The 20,290-nt window shown below is 58.4% G+C and carries 19 protein-coding genes; 16 read left to right on the plus strand and 3 right to left on the minus strand.

Translation table 11 applies throughout. From position 1 onward, the window contains the following. Positions 1–104: 104 nt before the first annotated feature. From ACULM0_RS11950 to ACULM0_RS12025, 16 genes are all read left to right on the plus strand, one after another. Positions 105–2,018: an aconitate hydratase gene (locus ACULM0_RS11950; RefSeq protein WP_463677761.1), complete on the plus strand. Its 1,914-nt coding sequence runs from the start codon at positions 105–107 to the stop codon at positions 2,016–2,018. Beyond that, positions 2,015–3,019, plus strand: coding sequence for an isocitrate/isopropylmalate dehydrogenase family protein (locus ACULM0_RS11955; RefSeq protein WP_463677762.1), 1,005 nt, complete (start codon positions 2,015–2,017; stop codon positions 3,017–3,019). The genes ACULM0_RS11950 and ACULM0_RS11955 overlap by 4 nt, the downstream gene beginning before the upstream one ends. Further along, positions 3,016–4,356 carry a citrate/2-methylcitrate synthase gene (locus ACULM0_RS11960; protein WP_463677763.1) on the plus strand — a complete coding sequence of 447 codons (1,341 nt, stop codon included), beginning with the start codon at positions 3,016–3,018 and terminating at the stop codon, positions 4,354–4,356. The genes ACULM0_RS11955 and ACULM0_RS11960 overlap by 4 nt, the downstream gene beginning before the upstream one ends. A 158-nt stretch (positions 4,357–4,514) precedes the next feature. Continuing rightward, positions 4,515–6,608, plus strand: coding sequence for a ribonucleoside triphosphate reductase (locus ACULM0_RS11965; RefSeq protein WP_463677764.1), 2,094 nt, complete (start codon positions 4,515–4,517; stop codon positions 6,606–6,608). Beyond that, positions 6,609–7,313: an anaerobic ribonucleoside-triphosphate reductase activating protein gene (locus ACULM0_RS11970; RefSeq protein WP_463677765.1), complete on the plus strand. Its 705-nt coding sequence runs from the start codon at positions 6,609–6,611 to the stop codon at positions 7,311–7,313. It begins immediately after the preceding gene. Between the two features lie 12 nt (positions 7,314–7,325). Next, positions 7,326–8,282, plus strand: coding sequence for a 2-hydroxyacid dehydrogenase (locus ACULM0_RS11975; RefSeq protein WP_463677766.1), 957 nt, complete (start codon positions 7,326–7,328; stop codon positions 8,280–8,282). 181 nt (positions 8,283–8,463) lie between these two features. Then, the gene (acpS, locus tag ACULM0_RS11980; protein WP_463677767.1) at positions 8,464–8,850 is read left to right on the plus strand and encodes a holo-ACP synthase; all 387 of its coding nucleotides are present in this window, start codon (positions 8,464–8,466) and stop codon (positions 8,848–8,850) included. Then, positions 8,847–10,424: an NAD(P)H-hydrate dehydratase gene (locus ACULM0_RS11985; RefSeq protein WP_463677768.1), complete on the plus strand. Its 1,578-nt coding sequence runs from the start codon at positions 8,847–8,849 to the stop codon at positions 10,422–10,424. Before acpS ends, ACULM0_RS11985 begins: the two co-directional genes overlap by 4 nt. 25 nt (positions 10,425–10,449) lie before the next feature. Continuing rightward, positions 10,450–11,607, plus strand: coding sequence for an alanine racemase (alr, locus tag ACULM0_RS11990; protein ID WP_463677769.1), 1,158 nt, complete (start codon positions 10,450–10,452; stop codon positions 11,605–11,607). A 139-nt stretch (positions 11,608–11,746) separates the two neighbouring features. Next, on the plus strand, positions 11,747–11,959 hold the full coding sequence (locus ACULM0_RS11995; protein ID WP_463677770.1) for a hypothetical protein: 213 nt from the start codon (positions 11,747–11,749) through the stop codon (positions 11,957–11,959). Beyond that, on the plus strand, positions 11,956–12,309 hold the full coding sequence (locus ACULM0_RS12000) for a type II toxin-antitoxin system PemK/MazF family toxin (RefSeq protein WP_463679885.1): 354 nt from the start codon (positions 11,956–11,958) through the stop codon (positions 12,307–12,309). The genes ACULM0_RS11995 and ACULM0_RS12000 overlap by 4 nt, the downstream gene beginning before the upstream one ends. 48 nt (positions 12,310–12,357) lie before the next feature. Next, positions 12,358–12,840: a hypothetical protein gene (locus tag ACULM0_RS12005; RefSeq protein ID WP_463677771.1), complete on the plus strand. Its 483-nt coding sequence runs from the start codon at positions 12,358–12,360 to the stop codon at positions 12,838–12,840. A gap of 13 nt (positions 12,841–12,853) precedes the next feature. Further along, on the plus strand, positions 12,854–15,007 hold the full coding sequence (locus ACULM0_RS12010) for a DUF5693 family protein (RefSeq protein WP_463677772.1): 2,154 nt from the start codon (positions 12,854–12,856) through the stop codon (positions 15,005–15,007). Further along, positions 15,000–16,061, plus strand: coding sequence for a polysaccharide pyruvyl transferase CsaB (csaB, locus tag ACULM0_RS12015; RefSeq protein WP_463677773.1), 1,062 nt, complete (start codon positions 15,000–15,002; stop codon positions 16,059–16,061). The genes ACULM0_RS12010 and csaB overlap by 8 nt, the downstream gene beginning before the upstream one ends. A 4-nt stretch (positions 16,062–16,065) precedes the next feature. Next, complete coding sequence (locus tag ACULM0_RS12020) at positions 16,066–16,806, plus strand: WecB/TagA/CpsF family glycosyltransferase (protein ID WP_463677774.1); 741 nt, start codon at positions 16,066–16,068, stop codon at positions 16,804–16,806. A gap of 128 nt (positions 16,807–16,934) precedes the next feature. Then, positions 16,935–17,792, plus strand: coding sequence for a YitT family protein (locus tag ACULM0_RS12025; protein WP_463677775.1), 858 nt, complete (start codon positions 16,935–16,937; stop codon positions 17,790–17,792). Positions 17,793–17,863: 71 nt separating this feature from the next. Here the strand turns inward: ACULM0_RS12025 and ACULM0_RS12030 are convergent, their stop codons facing one another. Genes ACULM0_RS12030 through ACULM0_RS12040 form a run of 3 tightly spaced genes read right to left on the minus strand, consistent with a single transcriptional unit; the run spans position 17,864 to position 20,285 of the window. Beyond that, complete coding sequence (locus ACULM0_RS12030) at positions 17,864–19,228, minus strand: sensor histidine kinase (RefSeq protein ID WP_463677776.1); 1,365 nt, start codon at positions 19,226–19,228, stop codon at positions 17,864–17,866. Beyond that, complete coding sequence (locus ACULM0_RS12035; RefSeq protein WP_463677777.1) at positions 19,215–19,883, minus strand: response regulator transcription factor; 669 nt, start codon at positions 19,881–19,883, stop codon at positions 19,215–19,217. Before ACULM0_RS12035 ends, ACULM0_RS12030 begins: the two co-directional genes overlap by 14 nt. A 24-nt stretch (positions 19,884–19,907) precedes the next feature. After that, positions 19,908–20,285: a UBA domain-containing protein gene (locus tag ACULM0_RS12040; RefSeq protein ID WP_463677778.1), complete on the minus strand. Its 378-nt coding sequence runs from the start codon at positions 20,283–20,285 to the stop codon at positions 19,908–19,910. Between the last annotated feature and the right edge of the window lie 5 nt (positions 20,286–20,290).

A 20,290-nucleotide genomic window follows, 5' to 3' on the forward strand; every position in this document is an offset into this window, starting at 1 on the left:
GGAAGAGTCGCCCGTCAAACGGTTGACAAGGAGATCGCACAAAAGTATAATTGTATACAAATATGAAAGTCGCTAGGGTTAAACTTGCAGAAAGGGTGGATAATATGGGGAAAACACTGGCTTATAAGGTGCTGGAAGATAATTGCGTGGAAGGCTCTGTCGTTAAGGGGGAGGCGATCGCGGTAAAGGTGCATCAGACCTTGACCCAGGACTCGACGGGAACCATGGTGTACTTAGAGCTCGATGCCATGGGTATCGATGAGATCAAAACGGATTTGAGCGTGGCCTATATCGATCACAACACACTCCAGACGGGCTTTGAGAATGCCGACGATCATGATTTCATCCGGTCGAGCGCAGCCAAATACGGCATCGTGTACTCGCGACCGGGCAACGGCATTTGTCACCAGTTACACCTCGAGCGTTTCGCCGCACCTGGGACGACGCTCATCGGCTCGGACTCCCACACGCCCACGGCCGGTGGCGTGGGTGCCCTTGCCATGGGTGCCGGTGGCATGGATGTCGCCTACGGCATGGCCACCGGTACCTACCACATGACGGTGCCCGGTGTGATCGGCGTGGCGCTCACCGGGAGCCTGCCGCCCATGGTCAGTGCCAAGGACGTGATCTTGAAGGTGCTATCGGAGCTGACCGTCAAGGGCGGTGTGAACCACATCGTCGAGTACTTCGGCGAGGGGGTCGCGGCCCTCTCCGTCACCGACCGCGCCACCATCTGTAACATGGGGGCAGAACTCGGTGCGACGACCTCGCTCTTTCCATCGGACGAGCGGACGCAAGCATTTCTCGCGGCCCAGGGCCGACCTGAGGACTTCCGATGGCTCACCGCCGATGCCGATGCTGTCTACGATCGGGTCCTGGAGATCGATCTCGCTTCTCTCGAGCCCATGGTGGCCCTGCCGCACAGTCCCGATCGTGTGGTGGCCGTCACAGAAGTCGCCGGACGGAAGGTGCACCAGGTGGCCATTGGTTCCTGTACCAATGCTTCCTACCGAGACCTCAAGGCCGTATCCGAACTTCTGAAGGGTAAGACGATCCATCCCGACATCAGTCTCGTGATCGCGCCGGGGTCATCGCACGTCCTGCGGATGCTCATGGCCGAGGGGGCGATCGCCGACCTGATCGCCAGTGGAGCCCGCCTCTTGGAAGCAGCCTGCGGACCTTGCATCGGCATGGGCCAGGCTCCACGGTCCGGTGCCCTCTCCGTGAGGACCTTCAACCGGAACTTCAAGGGTCGCTGCGGCACCGACGATGCCGGTGTCTACCTGGTTAGCCCCGAGACGGCCGCGGCCACGGCTCTGGCCGGTCACCTGGCCGACGCGAGGGACCTAGGGTCCATCACCGTGGCAGAACCGTCTCGCTATGAGGCGGACGATAGCGGCTTCCGCTTCTTTGAGGGCGATCCGGAGCAACCGCTGGTCATGGGGCCGAACATCAAGCCCTTCCCCAAGAAGGGGGCGCTCGAGACAAGGCTGGCCGGAGAGGTCCTCTTGAAGACGGGCGACAATATCACCACCGACGATATCATGCCTTCTAACGCGGCCCTACTGCCCTTTCGCTCCAATATCCCGGCCCTTTCCGAGCACGCCTTCGGGACCCTGGTGAAGGATTTTAAGAAAAGAGCTGAAAAAGCCGGCGGTGGAATCGTGATCGGCGGGGAGAATTACGGACAGGGTTCGAGCCGCGAGCACGCTGCCCTGGTCCCCCTCTACCTCGGCGTGCGCGCCGTGGTGGCCAAATCCTTCGCCCGGATCCACCGACAGAATCTGATCAACGCCGGCATCCTGCCGCTGGTCTTTGACGAACCGTCAGACTACGACCGGCTCGTGGAGGGAAAGGTCCTGACGGTCGAGCATGTCCACGGGGGACTGGAGCAGGGAATCATGGAGGCCGAGGTAAAGGGAGACAAACCGGTGGCCCTGCGCTTCGGTGGCTCTGAACGCGAACGCCGGATGCTCTTGGCCGGAGGATTGTTGAACCTGGGAGGTGAAGGCATATGAAGAAGGTACTCTTGATACCCGGTGATGGCATCGGCCCCGAGATCATGGCCGGCACGAAACGGGTCCTCGTCCACATCGGTGGACTGGACCTTGCGGAAGCCAATGCGGGCGCCGCCGTCCTAGAAGAAGAGGGCGCACTGGTCCCCGAAGCTGTTCATGCGGCCATCGAGGGCGCCGACGCTGTCTTGAAAGGGCCCATCACCACACCGGTGGGTAGCGGTTTTCGTAGCGTGAACGTGATGCTCAGGAAGTATTACGACCTCTACGTCAACCAACGACCGGCCAGGAGTTTCAAGGGGCTAGCCGGTCGCTACGACGGGGTGGATCTGGTGATCTTTCGCGAGAACACCGAAGGACTCTACCTGGGAATCGAAAAAGAGATTCCCGGCGGTGCCGAGGCCATCAAGCGCATCACGCATAAGGGTTCGGAGCGGATCATCCGTGCGGCCTTTGAACACGCGGTGAAGACAGGCAGAAAGCGCGTGACCTGTGTGCACAAGGCCAATATCCTGAAGGATACCGATGGTCTCTTTCTCAACGTCTTCAGAAAGATCAGCGCCGAGTATCCCGCGCTTGTGGCAGACGACCTGATCGTGGACAACTGCTGCATGCAACTGGTCATGCGACCGGAGGCCTTTGATGTCCTGGTCACGATGAACCTCTACGGTGACATCCTGTCAGATCTGGCCGCCGGGCTCATCGGGGGTCTGGGCCTCATCCCGGGAGCCAACATCGGCGATGGCGTGGCCATCTTCGAGGCGGTCCACGGTTCGGCACCGGACATCGCGGGCAAAGGGGTGGCCAATCCAACGGCCCTCCTCCTCTCGGCGGCCATGATGCTGGACTATCTGGAAATGACCGATGAAGGGGACCGACTACGGGCGGCCCTCGATCGGGTGATCGAAAAAGGGGAGGACCTAACGCCTGATCTCGGGGGCGCGGGGACCACCGAGCGGTTCATCGACGCCGTCTTATCCGAGTTCAAGCAGGTGACGACATGAGACTCGATCCGCGTCTCGTTGAGCGTGCGGCCGAGAATAACCGCATCGATCCCTCCTATTACGATCGTTACAATGTGAAGCGGGGACTACGGAACGAGAACGGGACGGGTGTCATCGTGGGCATCACGGAAATTGCCAATGTCGTCGGATACGAACTGATCGGAGATGTCAAGGTCCCGGCACAGGGTGAACTTTATTACCGTGGGATTCCCATCGATCAGATGGTTGAGGGCTTTCGATCCGACGGTAGACGCGGTTTCGAGGAGACGGTGTTCCTGCTCCTCTTCGGGGCCCTGCCCACGGCACAAGAGCTGGCGGATTTTAACGCCCTGCTCGACGACTACAGGACCCTGCCCGATCGCTTTACCGAGAACATGATCCTCAAGATTCCCTCGAAGGACATCATGAATAAGCTCCAGCGCTCGACCCTGGTCCTCTATTCTCACGATGACCAGCCCGATGATCTGTCGCTGGAGAACCTGCTTGACCAAGCGCTCCGACTGATCGCCCGCTTTCCCACGATCATCAGCTACGGCTACCAGGCGAAAGCCCATTATTTCGATCGAGAGAGCCTTTATCTCCATGCGCCGAAAATGGGGGTGGGCACGGCGGAGACGATCCTGCACATGATCCGGCCCGACAACCAGTACACGGAAAAAGAAGCCGAGATCCTGGACCTTTCCCTGGTGATCCATGCGGAGCACGGCGGCGGGAACAACTCGGCCTTCGCCACGCATGTGGTCTCTTCTAGCGGCACGGATACGTACTCGGCCATCGCGGCAGCTGTGGGCTGTCTGAAGGGCCCCAAGCACGGGGGCGCCAACATCAAGGTGCGCCAGATGTTCGATGATCTGAGGGATAAGGTTGCGGACGTGACCGACGAGAAACAGGTGCGCGCCTATCTGGAGGCGATTCTTGATGGTCGTGCCAACGACGGATGCGGTCTGATCTACGGGATGGGTCACGCCGTGTACACCCTATCGGATCCGAGGGCAGAGCTGCTCAAGGAGACGGCGCGCGAGCTCGCCGAGGAAAAAGGAGCGATGAAGGACTTTCAACTCTACTGCGATGTGGAGCGACTGACCAAGGATATTTTCAAAGAACGCCGCGGCGAGGAGGCGGCCATCTGCGCGAACGTGGACCTCTACTCCGGCTTCGCCTACGAAATGCTCCGGATCCCCCAGGACCTCTACACCCCGATTTTTGCCACCGCACGGATCGCCGGTTGGTGCGCCCACCGCATCGAGCAGATCCTGTCGGATCCACGGATCATCCGACCGGCCTACAAAGCCATTAACAATGAAAAAATGCGCTATATCCCGCTAAAAGAGCGGTAAGCGCCTTACGGGCGGGGGCTTCCCCGCCTTTTCTTCTTGTCCAAAAGCCCCTACATCTGATACAATGGGCCTAGAGCTCAGGTTATTTTTACCAACGTTCGCCACTATATATAGTGGCTTTCATAATGGATCGAACTAGATGTAGTGGGAGTGAGGAAATGGGCGGTTTAATCGAGAAGCGCAATGGACAATTGGAGATGTACGACAGACAAAAGATCGAGAAGGCGATTTCGAAGGCACTGAAGGTGACGAAAACCGATGTGCCACAGACGCAACTCGAGCGGCTGGCGGCGGTGGCCACCGATGATGTGGAGCGGCGGCTGGAGGCCCTGGAGCGACCCGATGTGGAGTCCATCCAGGATGAGGTAGAGCGCGTCCTCATGGAGCGGTCAGAGTACGATACCGCACGTAACTACATCACCTATCGCTATGAGCACAAGCGCAAACGTGCGCTGAAGGGGACGGCGCAGGAGGTCAACCGCCTCTTTTCCGATTACATCGGACAGTCGGACTGGGAAGTGCGGGAGAATTCCAACATGTCCTACTCCCTCCAGGGGCTCAACAACCACGTGATCTCTAAGATGACCCGGGCCTTCTGGCTTCACGAGGTCTACGATGAGACCATTCGGGAGGCACATGAGCGCGGGGACCTGCATATCCACGATTTGGGACTCCTCTCCACCTACTGCTGTGGATGGAGCCTGGAAGATCTCCTGCTCAAGGGATTCACCGGTGTGCAGGGAAAGGTATCGAGTGCACCGGCGAAACATTTCGACACGGCGCTCATGCAGCTGGTCAATTTTATCTACACCCTGCAGGGAGAAGCGGCGGGCGCCCAGGCGGTGAGCAACTTCGATACGCTGCTGGCCCCCTTCGTGCGGGCCGATGGTCTCGATTACAATCGGGTCAAGGACCATATGCAGACCTTTATCTTCAATATGAACATCGCCACGCGCGTGGGCTTCCAAACACCCTTTTTCAACCTGACCATGGACGTGCGGGTGCCCGGCACCCACCGGCAGCTTCCGGTGATCATCGGGGGCAAGCACGACTTCGACGCGGTCTACGGCGATTACCAGAAGGAGATGGACATGATCAACCGCGCCTTCTGCGAGGTGATGATGGCCGGGGATAAATCGGGTCGGGTCTTTACCTTCCCGATTCCCACTTACAACATCACGAAGGACTGGGCGTGGGACAACCTGGTGACCGATGCCATCATGGAGATGACGGCCAAGTTCGGCATCCCCTACTTTTCGAATTTCGTCAGTTCCGATCTCGATCCGGAGGATGTGCGCAGCATGTGCTGCCGTCTCCGTCTCGACAACAAGGAACTGCGCAAGCGCGGTGGTGGCCTCTTCGGGGCCAATCCCAAAACGGGTTCCATCGGCGTGGTCACCATCAACATGGCGCGATTGGGTCATCTGGCCGAGACGGAAGCGGAGCTCCACGACCGCTTGGGTCGCCTGATGGAACTGGCCAAGAACAGCCTCGAGCTCAAGCGGACCGTGCTCGAGGAAAACATCCGCCGGGGTCTCTACCCTTATTCGCGGTTCTACCTAGAGGAAATCTACCTCGATAACGGGGCCTACTGGCATAATCACTTCTCGACCATCGGACCGAACGGTGTGAACGAGATGGTGCTGAATTTCACCGGTGGAAAGGAGAACATCACCACCGAGAAGGGGAGGGATCTGGCCCTGGGTGTGCTCGACTACATGAACGAGCACCTGGTGGCTTTCCAGGAGGAGACCGGCCATCTGTACAACCTCGAGGCTTCACCCGCCGAGGGAACGGCCCACCGCTTCGCCCTGCTCGATGCCGACCAGTATCCCGGGACGATCATGCAGGGAGTAGACCACCCCTACTACACGAACTCCACCCAGTTGCCCGTCGGCCACACGGAGGATCTTTTCGAGGCGCTCGATCACCAGGATGCCCTGCAGACCCGCTATACCGGGGGCACGGTCTTCCACGCCTTCTTACCAGAGATGGTCACGGATATCGAGTCGGTCAAGGCCCTGCTCAAGAAGGTCATGTACAACTATGAGCTTCCGTATTTCACCCTGACCCCCACCTTCAGTATCTGTGAGGACCACAAGTATCTGAAGGGCGAGGTGCCGGAGTGCCCCCACTGTGGGAAGAAAACAGAGGTTTGGACGCGGGTCGTGGGCTACCATCGACCGGTGGAGAACTTCAACGATGGCAAGCAGTCGGAGTACGACGACCGGATGACCTTCCAGGTGTCCTAGATGCCTTTGGTGAGTTTTCTCAAGACGAGTTTGATCGATTACCCCGGCAAAGTGGCCAGTGTGGTCTTTGTCGGCGGGTGCAACTTCCGATGCCCCTATTGCCACAACGGCGACCTGGTGCTCGGGCCCAACGATTTTCCTGCACTTCATGAAGACGTGGTCCTCGATCACCTCAAGAAGCGGGCGGGTCTTATCGACGGTCTGGTCATCACCGGTGGTGAGGCCACGGGATGGAAGAAACTGCCGGACTTTTTGCGTCGCGCGAAGGATGAGGTGGGGGTACCTGTGAAACTGGACACGAACGGTAGTCATCCCGACCGACTGGTTCTGCTCCTTGCCGAGGGGCTGGTGGATACCGTGGCCATGGATCTGAAGCATCACCCCGAGGCCTACCACCTGGCCGTCGGGTTGAAAGATGCACCGGTTACCGCGGTGGAGGAGAGTTTCGCCATCCTCCAGGCCACGGATGTGCCCGTTCTCTTTCGGACCACCGTCGTGCGGTCCCTTCACACCTACGAAGATCTGGATCTCTTGGCCCACTGGCTCGGGAGCGGTCGCTGGCTTTTGCAGCAGTACAATCGTTCAGAGAAGGAAATCGAACCGGGGGACAAGGGGTTCTATTCGAAAGAGGAGATGGAACGGATGGCGGGTCGCCTAGGTATCGCGCACCCAGCCCTGGACATCACCGTACAAGCGAGATTTTAGGGGGAAAAATCTATGAAACCAAAAGTGCTCATTACCCGCGATCTACCAGAGATCGCCTATCGTCTGTTGGAAGACCGTTGCGAGCTGGCGACCAATCCAGAGGACGTGGTTTTCGATCGCCGGACGCTGATCGAAAGGGCAGAGGGATGCGAAGCCGTCCTCTGTTCCCTCTCCGACACCATCGATGGGCCACTGATGGACGCCTTACCCGGCGTGAAAATCTTTGCCAATTGCGCCGTGGGCTACGACAACATCGACGTGGCGGCGGCCAAGGAGCGGGGCATCCTGGTCACCAATACACCGGGTGTGCTCTCGGATACCACGGCCGAAACGGCCTGGGCCCTGCTCTTCGCGGCCTCACGTCGCATCGTGGAAGCCGATCGTTTCGCCCGAAGCGGAGCGTGGAAGAGTTTTCACTACAAGGATTTCTTGGGGCAGGATATCTACGGGAAGACCTTGGGGGTCATCGGTGCCGGTCGGATCGGCCAGCGATTCTGTGAGAAATCCCGCGGCTACCATATGCCGATCTTGTACCACAACCGAGCGCGGGATTTGGATTTTGAAAAGCGGTTCAATGCCGAGTATGTATCCTTGGAGCGCTTGATGGCCGAGAGTGACTTTGTCTCGGTCCACGTGCCTCTCTCTGACGAGACCCACCACCTGATCGATGCCGGGGCACTTGCCCTCATGAAACCCACGGCCGTTCTGGTCAATACTTCGCGCGGTCCGGTGATCGATGAAGCGGCCCTGGCCGAAGCGCTGAAAAACGATACGCTGTTTGCCGCGGGTCTGGATGTCTACGAAGAGGAGCCCAAGATCCACCCGGACCTACTGGACCTTTCGAACGTGGTCCTGCTCCCACACATCGGTAGTGCCAGCGTCGAGACGCGTGACCGCATGGCCGAAATGGCGGCAAAGAATGTCTTGGCAGCGCTCGACGGAAAAGAACCACCAAATCTGATCGACTAGACGTCCGAAACGGGCGTCTTTCTTTTCTCAAATTTGATCCGTGCGCAGGAGGGTGCCAGGTTCCAAAGAATAATGTAGCAGCTTCCATGTACGGACTTTTGTGATTTGTGATATCATGGAAATAAGAAAAAGGGGACCGCATCGGAGTAGGTCAAGGTTCCCACGAAAAGGGGTGAGCAGGATGATCTATGGGACGGGCATCGATCTCGTTGAGATCGCCCGTATCGAGCGGGCCATCGAGCGGCACCCGCGGTTTCTAACGCGCGTGCTGACCGCTTCGGAGCGGGCCTATTATTGGGCGCAAGGGAGTCGACCGGAAACCGCCGCGGGAACCTTCGCGGCCAAGGAGGCCGTGGCCAAGGCCCTGGGAACAGGGATCCGCGGTTTCGCCCTGAAGGATATTGAAATCGGACGCGATGCGCTGGGGCGTCCCACGGTGAACTTGTACCGGGGGGCCGAAGAACGGAGAAAGCAAGAGGGGATCACTGCGATTCACCTATCGATCGCCCACGAACGAACCCATGCCGTGGCCCATGCCCTGGCGTGGAGGGGAGGAGAGGGACTATGAAGATTGTGACGAACGAACAGATGATGCAACTGGACGAGCTGGCCGTCTCAAAGTACGGGATACCGGGCGTGGTCCTGATGGAGAACGCTGGGACCAACATTGTTTTTGAGGTGATGGCAATGAATCCCTCGAAGCAGCGCGTCCATCTTTTCTGCGGTATGGGTAACAACGGCGGAGATGGTTTCGTGGCCGCCCGCCATCTTTCGAACAACGGCTTCCCAGTGACCGTCTACGTGGTGGGCAAACTGTCGGATCTCAAGGGCGACAGTTACCTGAACTACCAGGTCATCAAGAAGATGCAGCTCAACATCGAGATCATTTCCGATGGGGGTGGCATCAACAAGATGGAGAAGAACATCCGGCCGACGGATATGATCGTCGATGCGCTGATCGGAACGGGTCTGAATCGTGAGGTGACGGGAATCTACGGAGAGGTCATCGATTCGATCAATCGTAACCCTGCGATCGTCCTATCGGTTGATATCCCCAGCGGGGTGGATGCCAACAACGGACGCGTGCTCGGACGTGCCATCGAAGCCGATAAGACGGTGACCTTTGCCCTTCCGAAAATCGGGAATATCCTATTCCCCGGTGCCAAGTACCAGGGTGAACTGCTGATCAAGAAGATCAGCATCCCCGACGGTGTGCTCGATGATCTTCAGATCCAGACGAACCTGATCACACGGGCCGACGTGATGCCGATGCTGAAGACGCGCGAGCGGGATACCCACAAGGGCACCTATGGAAAGGCCAATCTCATCGCAGGGAGCTTCGGGATGACCGGGGCCGCGATCCTGGCGGCCAGAGCTTGTTTGCGCAGTGGCGCTGGCCTTCTGAAGCTCTACATCCCCGAGAGCCTGAACACCATCATCACAACCAGTATTCCCGAGGTGGTCACGGTACCCCTGACGGAAATGCGCAAGGGTGTGATCGCCATCAACCAGCTGGATCGCATCGTTGAAGATGCAAAAAAAGCCACGGTCACCGCCGTCGGACCGGGCTGTGGGGATACATCGGAACTCCTCGAGCTGATCCGGAGGCTCCTGAGGGATCTGGAGATCCCGATTATTCTGGATGCCGATGGCCTCAATGCCCTTTCCCGTGACATCGATCTGTTGAACCGCAAGAAGTCCACGGTCATCATCACCCCGCACCCGGGAGAAATGAGCCGTCTCACGGGCCTTGGCATCAAGGAGATCAACGAGGAACCCATGCGGGTGGCCAAAGAATTCGCTAAGGAGTTCGATGTGATCTGCATTCTCAAGGGATCGCGGACGGTGATCGCTACACCGAGCGGAGAATTGTTTATTAACGCCTCGGGGAACCCGGGGATGGCCACCGCCGGCTCTGGCGATGTGCTCACGGGGATCCTGACGAGTTTGATCGCCCAGGGGATTCAACCCATCGAAGCTTCGATGCTCGCCGTCTACCTCCACGGTGTCAGCGGCGATCTGATGGCGGAGAAACGGGGCGAGTATTCGCTTATCGCCAGTGATATCGTCGAGGGTCTGACCACGACCATGAGGGAAATGAGCTTGGAAAAACGTAGACAGTCCACTGCGGGCAGGTTTTAATTTAGTGGAGATGAGGAGTGAAACCATGCAGTTGATGCGACCTACCTGGGCGGAGATCAATCTCGATCACCTGGCCCACAATGTAAAAGAAGTGAAGAAACAGATGAAGCCCGGTCAACTCCTGATGGGCGTGATCAAGGCCGATGCCTACGGTCACGGTTCGGTGGCCGTCATGCCCACCTTGAGGGAGAACGGTGTGGATCGTTTTGCGGTGGCCACCTTGAACGAAGCACTCGAGCTGCGCCGTCACGACGGCCAGACACCGATCATCGTGCTGGGCTACACCTCCAGCGACCTCTATCCCGTCGTAGTGGAGGCCGGGATCATCCAGACCATCTACAGTCTGGAACAGGCGGCCAAACTCCACCAAGTGGCAAAAGAACAGGGGACCCGGGCACGCGTGCACATCAAGATCGACACGGGTATGCGGCGCCTGGGCATCCGGTCGGAGAAGGCCGCATCGGTCATCGAGGAAATGCTGCGCTTGGATGGGCTCGAGATCGAGGGGATCTACACCCATTTTGCCGTGGCCGATGAAGCGGACAAGACGTTTACGAACAAGCAGCTGGACCGCTTCAATGCCGTGATCGGGTCGCTGGAGGAAAAGGGAATCCATATTCCCATCAAGCACGTGGCGAACAGCGCCGGGATCATCGATCTCAATGACCTCGGCTACGATATGGTCCGGGCGGGGATCATGCTCTATGGGCTCTATCCTTCCCCGGAGGTGGATCATGAGGCAGTTGCACTCAAAGAGGTCATGAGCCTCAAGACGCGCCTGGGACTCGTCAAGACCGTACCGGCGGGCGAGGGGATCAGCTACGGTCTGCTCTATGAGCCCGACCACGATGAGCGGATCGGGACCCTGCCCATCGGCTATGCCGATGGCTACACACGTCTGCTGACGGGAAAGACAGAGGTGCTTGTCAAGGGCCGACGCTGTCCCCAGGTGGGGCGGATCTGTATGGACCAGTGTATGATCAGCCTCGATGGGGTGGAAGCCAAGGAGGGGGAGACCGTCACGCTCTTCGGACGAGATGGTGAGGAATGGATCTCTATCGATGAGATCGCAGGGTTGCTCGGGACCATCAACTACGAGATTGTCTGCATGATCTCCCGACGCGTCCCGCGGGTCTATACCCGCGGTGGAAAAACGGTGGGCATCACGGATTACTTGAAATAACAAAAGGGGGATAAATGGCCTTTGTGATGGACGGTCATCCTATGGTATAATCGTATCAGTTATGATGAGCAAAAAAAGCGCACCCGTCGCGGGCGGGTGCCGATAAAGAGAAAAATCTACCACGGGGGGGACTTACGAGATGACACGCGAGGGTTTTGATAGGGAGCGAACTTTCGGCCAAGCCTTCAGAGAGGGTTTGCGCCAGCTCGGTCGTTTACCGATCGCAGAAGAGATGAAGGCAGGGTATCAGGCGATGGCTGAGATCAATCTGGATTGGTGCCGCGCTGGAATGAACGATGATTTCTCATGCTTGAACCGTTATGAGATGAACCTACCCGCTGAGGAGGCATAGGCGTGAAGGTCAAACGGGGCGATGTCTATTTCGCTGATCTCAGTCCCGTGAAGGGCTCCGAGCAAGGGGGACAGCGTCCCGTGCTCGTGATCCAGAACGATATCGGTAACCGCTACAGCCCCACGACCATTGTGGCGGCGATCACGGCGCGTATCGACAAGGCGAAACTACCGACTCATGTGGAAGTGAAAAAAGACGAGATCGGACTCGTGAAAGACTCGGTGGTGCTGCTCGAACAGATCCGAACGATCGATAAGGAACGGCTCATCCAGAAACTCGGGCACCTCGATGATGTGGCAATGTCGCGAGTCGATGAAGCCCTATTGATCAGCCTCGGGTTGGTCCAATAAGCCCTTAACCTTCGTTAAGAGCTTTTTGTTTTGTTAGGAGGAACAAGAATGATCGGGAAAATTTTCAATAATAAGTATCTCTTTGGGGTCACGGTGATCCTACTCGTGACCATGCTGCTCAGCCAGCTGTCCACCCAGGTTCAGGCCAGCGCGGGCTCAGCCACGGATCCGCTGGTGACGGTCAGTTACGTGGAAGACCGGATCGCTAAGCTCGAGGATAAAATCGATGCGCTCGAAGGCACGCCGGCCGCCGCGGCTTCCTCTGTGTTCAAGCCCGTTCCCTTCGGGGCAGGCGTCTCCGTTTACTTCGGAGAAAGCACCCAGGTGATCCTGCGCTCGGGGCGGGCGACGGCCATCACGTCTTCCGCGGGTGGACTCTCCGATCTGACGGATGGGGTGGACCTCTCATCCGGTGTACCGATTCCCAAGAACCACCTCCTGCTGATCCCCAAGAACGATGGGCGTGGCTTCCGCCTCGAGACGGATGCCGTGATGATGATCATGGGCGAATACACCGCGGTAGCGGAGTAGGGGGCCCCAGATCATGATGAAAAGAATGAAACAATATTGGGGTCTCTTGGTCTTGGCGTCTGCCGTGGCCCTGGTGTTCTTGCTCTCTGCACGCATCACATCGGAGCGTTCGGAGCAGACGGTGGCGCTTTATATGCCCGTGGAAGAGATTGCCCTTATGTCCGAAGCCTCTGGAGAAGACGAGGCCACTTGGCTTGAGCGGTTCCACGAGTGGGGTCTCACGGCCGTGGCGATCGAAGAGGAAAGCCTCTCCAGCCTGGTGGAAAAGGAAAAGGGCATCGCCTATGATCTCGTGGGTAATTTTGCCGCAGATCCCTTCTGGCGCCAGGGTCTTTCGGAGAAACAGGTGGCGCTGATCGAAAGCGACGCCGTGGATGCAGATGATCTGGTCTTTTTCTCTACCAACGAACCCCTCAACGAACGGCTGATCGAGGGTATCCAGGCACGCTACGACGACGCGTCCTACGAGCTGATCGACGATGGTCTGCTCATGGGCCTTCTGCGTGCCAAGGCCAGCGATCGCTACTACAACGATGATTACTGGTACAAGGATGATTCCGGCAAGGGGATCAAGCTACCGGTGAACTACGTGGGGTCCCGCGTGGAGGATGCCGGTCTCTTTTACGATAAGAATCAAATCGAAGCCGTCAAGGCCTCGGGACTAGGCGTGATGCTGCGACCGAAAAACCACGGTGGTCAGTCGGAACAGGCCGTGGCCGCTTTTGAAAAATCACTGGACCAGTACGCCCCCGATCAGCAGGTGGTGGTCTTCTCGGGAGCCGAGGCACTGGGCTATCCCGAAGGACTCGACGAGATGCGTGCGCTCATGAAGGAGCGCGGCCTATCCGTAGCCCTGATCGAGGCGACCAACGGAGATCCCTTTATCAAGCAGAAGGGCATCACCGACCTGGTGACAACCACGGACTATCAGGCGATCCGATTGTTCCCCATGTCTCCCTATATCCAGGAGCGTTTCGCTGTCTACGGGTACGAGGGAGCCGAAGAAATCGAGAACACCCTGTACCGCGCCATCACGGAGCGTAGCATGCGTTCCGTTTACTTCCGTCCTTTTATGAAAAGCCGCCTCGAGCCCGTGACAGATCCCACCTACTACGCGGCGTTTTTCGAGAACCTTTCCAATCGATTGGCTCCCCACGGTTATACCTTGGGCGAGGCCCAGTCCACGGAAGCCAACGGTTCTCACCTGGTCTTCGAGACGCTGGCGGCCCTGGGCCTCTTGGGAATCGGCCTCTTCTGGCTGGCGCGTCAACCCTATCTCCCGCTCCCCGACTGGGCGCTGATAGGCCTCACCGTGATCGGCACACTGGGTGTGGTGGGGATCTACCGTGTGGCCCCGTATTTCAGTGCGACCCTTTTCGGGTTCGTCGCCACGGTGCTCTTTCCCATTATCATTGCCGATCACCTGGTGGCGGCCCTACGCACCCGTTACCTGGCCAAGGGGGAAACGACCCCGGCCTTCGAACTCAAGGAAGCCCTCTTCGCCCTGGCTCTCTACGGTAGCGTGGCCATCATCGGGGGCCTCTTCGTCAGTGCGCTCATGGGGCACAGCCGCTTTCTTTTGAAGCTCGATTACTCGCGGGGTGTCAAAATAGCACAGCTGTTGCCACTGGCCGCTGTGGTGGCCTTTTACGTCCTGCGATTTGGTCTCTTCAAGAAACGCGAAGAGATGGGGGCTTCCGAAGTACACTGGCACGATCTGCTGGAGGTGCTACGCATGCGCGTGCAGATCTGGCACGGTGTCCTCGCCGTGGCGCTGGCGGCCGTGGGGTACATCTACCTGTCGCGAACCGGTAACGACGCGGGTCTCGGCCCCACTGTGCTCGAACGGATGGTCCGTACCTTCCTAGAGCGGACCTTCCCGGCGCGACCACGCACGAAGGAATTTCTCATCGCCTGGCCTACCCTTTTCGTGATGTACTTCTTCCTCTTCCGCCGCGTGAAGGTTTTCACGCCCCTCTTACTGCTCGGTGCGATGCTCGGGATCACGTCGGTACTCAACACCTTCAACCACCTGTGGACCCCCGTGTACATCTCTGTGGTCCGTACCGTGGCGGGTCTCGGCATCGGGGCGGTGATCGGTCTCTTGGCCGGCGGCGTCCTTCTGCTCGGCTACCGATTTCTCTGGAGGCGACGTGAACATGGCTAGATTACTGCTCTCCGGTTACTTCGGACATCAGAATGAAGGGGATGAGGCGATCCTGGCGGCGATGATCGCTACCTTCTCCGATCACAACCTGACCGTGCTGTCCGCTGATCCGGAAGGTACGCGGACCCTGCACGGTGTACCCGCGGCACACCGCTTCAAACCCGTGGCCCTGGTCCGGGCCCTGGTCGAGAATGACGTGCTGGTCAGCGGAGGAGGATCGCTCTTCCAAGATGCCACGAGTAGCCGGAGTCTCTATTACTACGCGGGCTTGATCCTGCTCGCCCGCCTGCTGCGCCGTCGCGTGATCATCTACAGCCAAGGCGTGGGCCCGGTGAAGGGGACCTTCAACCGGCGTCTCGTGGGCTTTGTCTTCAACCGCGCCCAGGCCATCGGTGTGCGCGATCCCCATTCAAAGAAAGATCTGATCGCCATGGGAGTGGCGGCGGATCGGATTGAGGTCACGGTCGATCCTGTGCTGACGATGAAAGCCGATCGCCCGATGGACCGGGAAGCCCTCTTCGCTCGCTATCCCGGGATGGATCTTGAAAAACCGATCGTAGGGATCAACCTGCGACGACAGGACTTCGAAAAGCCCAGGGTAAAGACGGAGATCATGGCCTGCCTAGCGGGCCTGGTGAAACGCGCGAATGTCCTGCTCCTTCCCTTTAACGCCCACCAGGATGTGCTGGCGCTACCGGGAGCGGGTCTGATCGAAACCGGGGTGCTCGATACACCGGCACTGTTCAATCACATGGCGGCCCTCGACCTCATGGTGGGGGAACGACTGCACTCGCTGATCTTCGCGACGGCCTTGGGTGTACCTGTGGTCGGTCTTTCCTACGACCCCAAGATCGATGCATTTTTGGATGCCCTCGACCAAAGTCCCCTATCGACCATTGAAAAGGTCGACGGAGCGGATCTCTTGAGCGAGGTGCTCGGTCGTTTGAAGCAGATCGAAAAGGAACAAGAGACATGCCGCGAGAAAAGAGACCGGTTGCTGGCCGCTCACGCGGCTTATCATCAGCAATTATTCCGTGTCATAGGAGGCGATTGATTACATGAAAGAACGCGAGCAAACGATGATCTTCGGTGTACCCATCGATCAGGTGAGCGCTGAGGATGCATATAATCGCTTCCTTGCCTTCATGAAGGAAGACCAGTTGCATACCATCTTTACCCCGAACACGGAGATCGTCATGATGGCCCAGGAGGATGAGGAGCTCAAGAACATCCTCCGTCGTGGGGATCTGGTGATCCCGGATGGCATCGGTCTCCTCTATGCATCCAAGCATCACGATCTCGGCCTGGACGAGCGGATCCCCGGTGTCGAGATGATGGAACGGATGCTGAAGTTCTGCCACAATGCCAAGAAGAAAGTCTACCTGCTCGGCGCCAAACCCGGTGTGGTGGAGCTGGCTGCAGAGAAGATCCAGTCGACCTACCCGCACGTGGAAATCTGCGGCTACCACCACGGCTTCTTTAGCCAAGAGGAAGAGCTACGCGTCATCGATGCGATCAACGAGTCGAAACCCGACGTCCTCTTCGTGGCCCTCGGAGCGCCGCGTCAGGAGAAGTGGATCGATGCCCACCGCAAGATCCTCAATGCCAAGGTGGCCATGGGTGTCGGTGGTAGCATCGATATCTGGGCGGGCACTTCCAAGCGCGCACCGAAGCTTTTTATCGACCTGCATCTCGAGTGGTTCTACCGGCTGTTGAAGAACCCCAGTCGCCTCGGCCGCATGATGGCGCTCCCGCGCTTTATGCTCAAAGTGGTCACCGCCAAATCCATCAAAGATTGATCTGGGATAACTCGGAAAGCTTTTCCGGGTTATTTTTTTTTGCGGGGGATTGCATTTTGCGCAGGACCTGTTAGAATGAGTACTTGTGATACGAAAATAATGGTAGAAAATAATGGAGGTGTTTACCCGTGTTCACGCTCAAAGAAAAGATTTTTCAGTTCCTTATGATTGCCGTCGGCACCCTGTTCCTTGCCGCTGGTCTGCACTTGTTCCTCATTCCCAATGTCATCGCACCCGGTGGGGTCACGGGCTTCGCCGTCGTCATGCAGGAGATAACCGGTGTGCCGGTCTCCCTCATGAACCTCTTGATCAATATCCCGCTCTTTCTCTGGGCCCTCAAGACCCTGGGCAGTCGTTTCGGGGCCAAGACGGCCCTGGGCACCGTGCTCCTATCGGTCTTTCTCATCTTGTTCGAACGATGGGGCAGCTTTAATGTGACCCAGGATTTGCTTCTGGCTTCAATCTTCGGTGGAATCCTCAACGGTGTGGGTCTGGGTATCGTCTTTCGTTTCGGTGGGTCCACCGGAGGGACGGACCTGGCCGGCGCCGTGCTCAACAAATTCTTTCCCTCGCTGTCCATCGCCAAGCTCATGATGGGGCTCGATATGTTCGTCGTGGTATTCGCCGGTCTGGTCAATGGGAATGTGGAGATCTCCCTCTACTCCCTGATCGCCCTCTACGTCATCGTGAAGACGGCCGATTTTATCACGGAGGGGCTCGACTACTCCAAGTCCTTCACCATCATCACCGATAAGCCGGAGGAAATCTCGGAGGAACTCTTCAAACTCGGTCGCGGGGTAACGCGACTGAGTGGCAAGGGCATGTACACCGGCGACGACCGCAATGTACTGATGTGCGTGGTCTACCGCAACCAGATGGGCAAGGTGAAACAGCTCATCGACCACATCGACCCCAAGGCCTTCGTCATGGTGGCCACCACCCATGAGGTCCTCGGAGAGGGCTTCAAAAGGGCCCAGAAGGCATAAGGGCAAAAAGAGAACGCGCAGGTCCCTCCCCCAGTGGAAGAGAGACCTGCGCGTTCTTATTTTTTTGTCATCTAGGCCCTACTGGTCAGGGGCGATAGAATCAGCGTGAAGGTGGTGCCCACACCGGGCTCGCTGGTCACGTCCACGGAAAAACCGTGTAAGTCCAGGATCTCGGAGGCGATGGCCAGCCTCAGCCCGCTACCGGATCCTTCCCGCTTTCTGGCGTCATCCACGCGGTAAAAACGATCGAAGAGGTGGACCAGATGCTCACGAGCGATGCCCCTACCGTCGTCGGTAATCTCGAGGAGCAGCCGGGTTTTGGAGGGCTTGGCCCGCAAGAGAATCTTACCGTCGGGGGCAGTGTGTTCCGCCGCATTGTCGAGGAAAATCCGGATGAGCTGGCGGAAGAGATCGCCATCGGCAACGACGATCTGGTGGTCAGGCGCTTCCACCGCGAAGGTTTTCTGGGGGTAGAGTTTCCTGTAAGAGGTCACGGTCTCCTCCAGCAAGGGGGCGATGGGCCAGTGGTCCGGTTGGAACTTCAGGTGATCGCGGTCCCGCCGGGCCAAGAAGAGCAGGTTCTCCACCAGTTGCTCCATGCGGCTGACCTCGCTGATAAGGGCTACGATGGACTCATCGAGGACATCGGGGTCCGTCTTTCCCCAGCGCTGGAGCATATTGGCGTAGCCCTTGAGGATCGCCAGGGGGGTCCTGAGCTCGTGGGAAGCATCGGCAACGAAACGATCCTTCTTGCGGTAGGTTTTCTCCAGGCGGTCCAGCATGGCGTTGAAGGTAATCGCCAGTTCCTTGAGTTCATCTTTGATACCCCGAACGTCGATCCTCTCCGAAAGATCGCTACCCGACATACCGGTCATCTGCAGGTGCATCTGTTCGATGGGGCGTAGCATCCTGCGGATGTAACGTCTGCCGAAGAGGTGATTCAGCAGGAGGGCAAGGACCAGGGTGGCCGCCAGGGCTGCCATGAGGGTAAGGCGGGCGCGGTGGTCGAGGGTGATCCCCGCGACGAAATGGACAAGGCCTTCACCGGGCACGTTGATCGACCGCGTCACCTGCCTCAGGTAGGAGGGCGTGTGCCAGTTCTCTTCGTCCGAGAAGAGGAGGATCCCCTGTGCCTCAGCGGCCTCTTTGATCAGCGGTCGCTCCTCGGGATAGGCACGGTAGAGGGCGGCCACGCGGTTCAGATCTTCCCGGAGGGTGTCCTCGAGGTAGAGGGTCGTGCCAACGGCCAGTACACCATAGGTGATCAGGATGAGCCAGAAGAAGAGACCCGTGTAGTGGAAGGTCAGCTTGAAGGCGATGGAAAATCGAAAGAGGCGGAGGAAGCGATCAAAGAGCCGTCCTATCAGGCGGAAGGGGAAGACCAGCAGTTGCCAGAAGAGGTGGAGCAGGCGCCCGATGCCCTTAATGATCTTCATGGCACATGTAGCCGACACCGCGGATGGTCTCGATGAGGGGACGCTTGTAGGGATCGGCCAGCTTCTGGCGGAGGTAACGGACATAGACGTCCACCACGTTGGTGTCACCAGCGTAGTCGTATCCCCAGACCTCCCGGAGGATGCGGTCTCGATCGAGGGCGACGTTGCGGTTGGTCACGAGGTAGTAGAGGAGATCATACTCCTTTTTCGTCAGGTTGATCGTCTCATCGGCCACCTGTACCCGACGGGCATCCGGGCTGATGGTCAGGTGTCGGTAGGTGATCGTCGGGTCGGGCGCCTGTCGCTTCAAAAGCCTTCTCAGGCGGGCGAGCAGCTCTTCGATGGCAAAGGGCTTGGTGAGGTAATCGTCGGCGCCAGCGTCGAGGCCCGTGACGATGTCCGCTGTATCGTCCTTGGCCGTCAGTAGGATCACGGGCAGGTCGCTCGTCCGCCGGAGGCGACGGAGCACCGTCAATCCACTGCGGCCGGGCATCATGATGTCAAGGAGAAGGGCATCGAAAGACGTTTCCTCCAGCAGCCGTGAGGCCTCCAGGCCGTCGGGCGCGATGGTGACATCATAGCCCTCGTGGGTGAGCTCAAGCTCGAGGAAGCGGGCGATCTTGCCTTCGTCCTCGGCGATGAGTAATCGGTGCATCGGATCCCATCCTTTCGAAGCGTGTTAGGCCGTCGGTTCGGTCTTTTGCGTGTACAGACCGGGTCTATGACCGGTGAGGAGAGCCAGGAGCAAGAGGGCGGCGGTGAAGGGGAGGGTGAAGAGCATGAAGAGGCCGGAAACCAGCAAATTGGCATCTACCACGGTCCGCCCCTCTTTCTTCAGGGTGAAACGGTGCTGCATCAGGCGGTTCAGTCCGGACCTCAGGCTATCACCCAGGCCGGCAGCGGGTTCTGCTTCCTCTTTGACCTTGCCTTCGGACTCCAGGAAGACGAGGGCCTCCACGAGGTTGTAGTCGTTGGCCTCCAGGGCCTCCCTGGCCTCAGCGTAGCCGACACCCGTTCGTTTTCTGATTTCGTCGATTTGATCGATATGGATGGTCATGTCCA

The sequence above is a fragment of the Halotolerantifilum yawarlongkerapense genome (genome assembly GCF_054506745.1).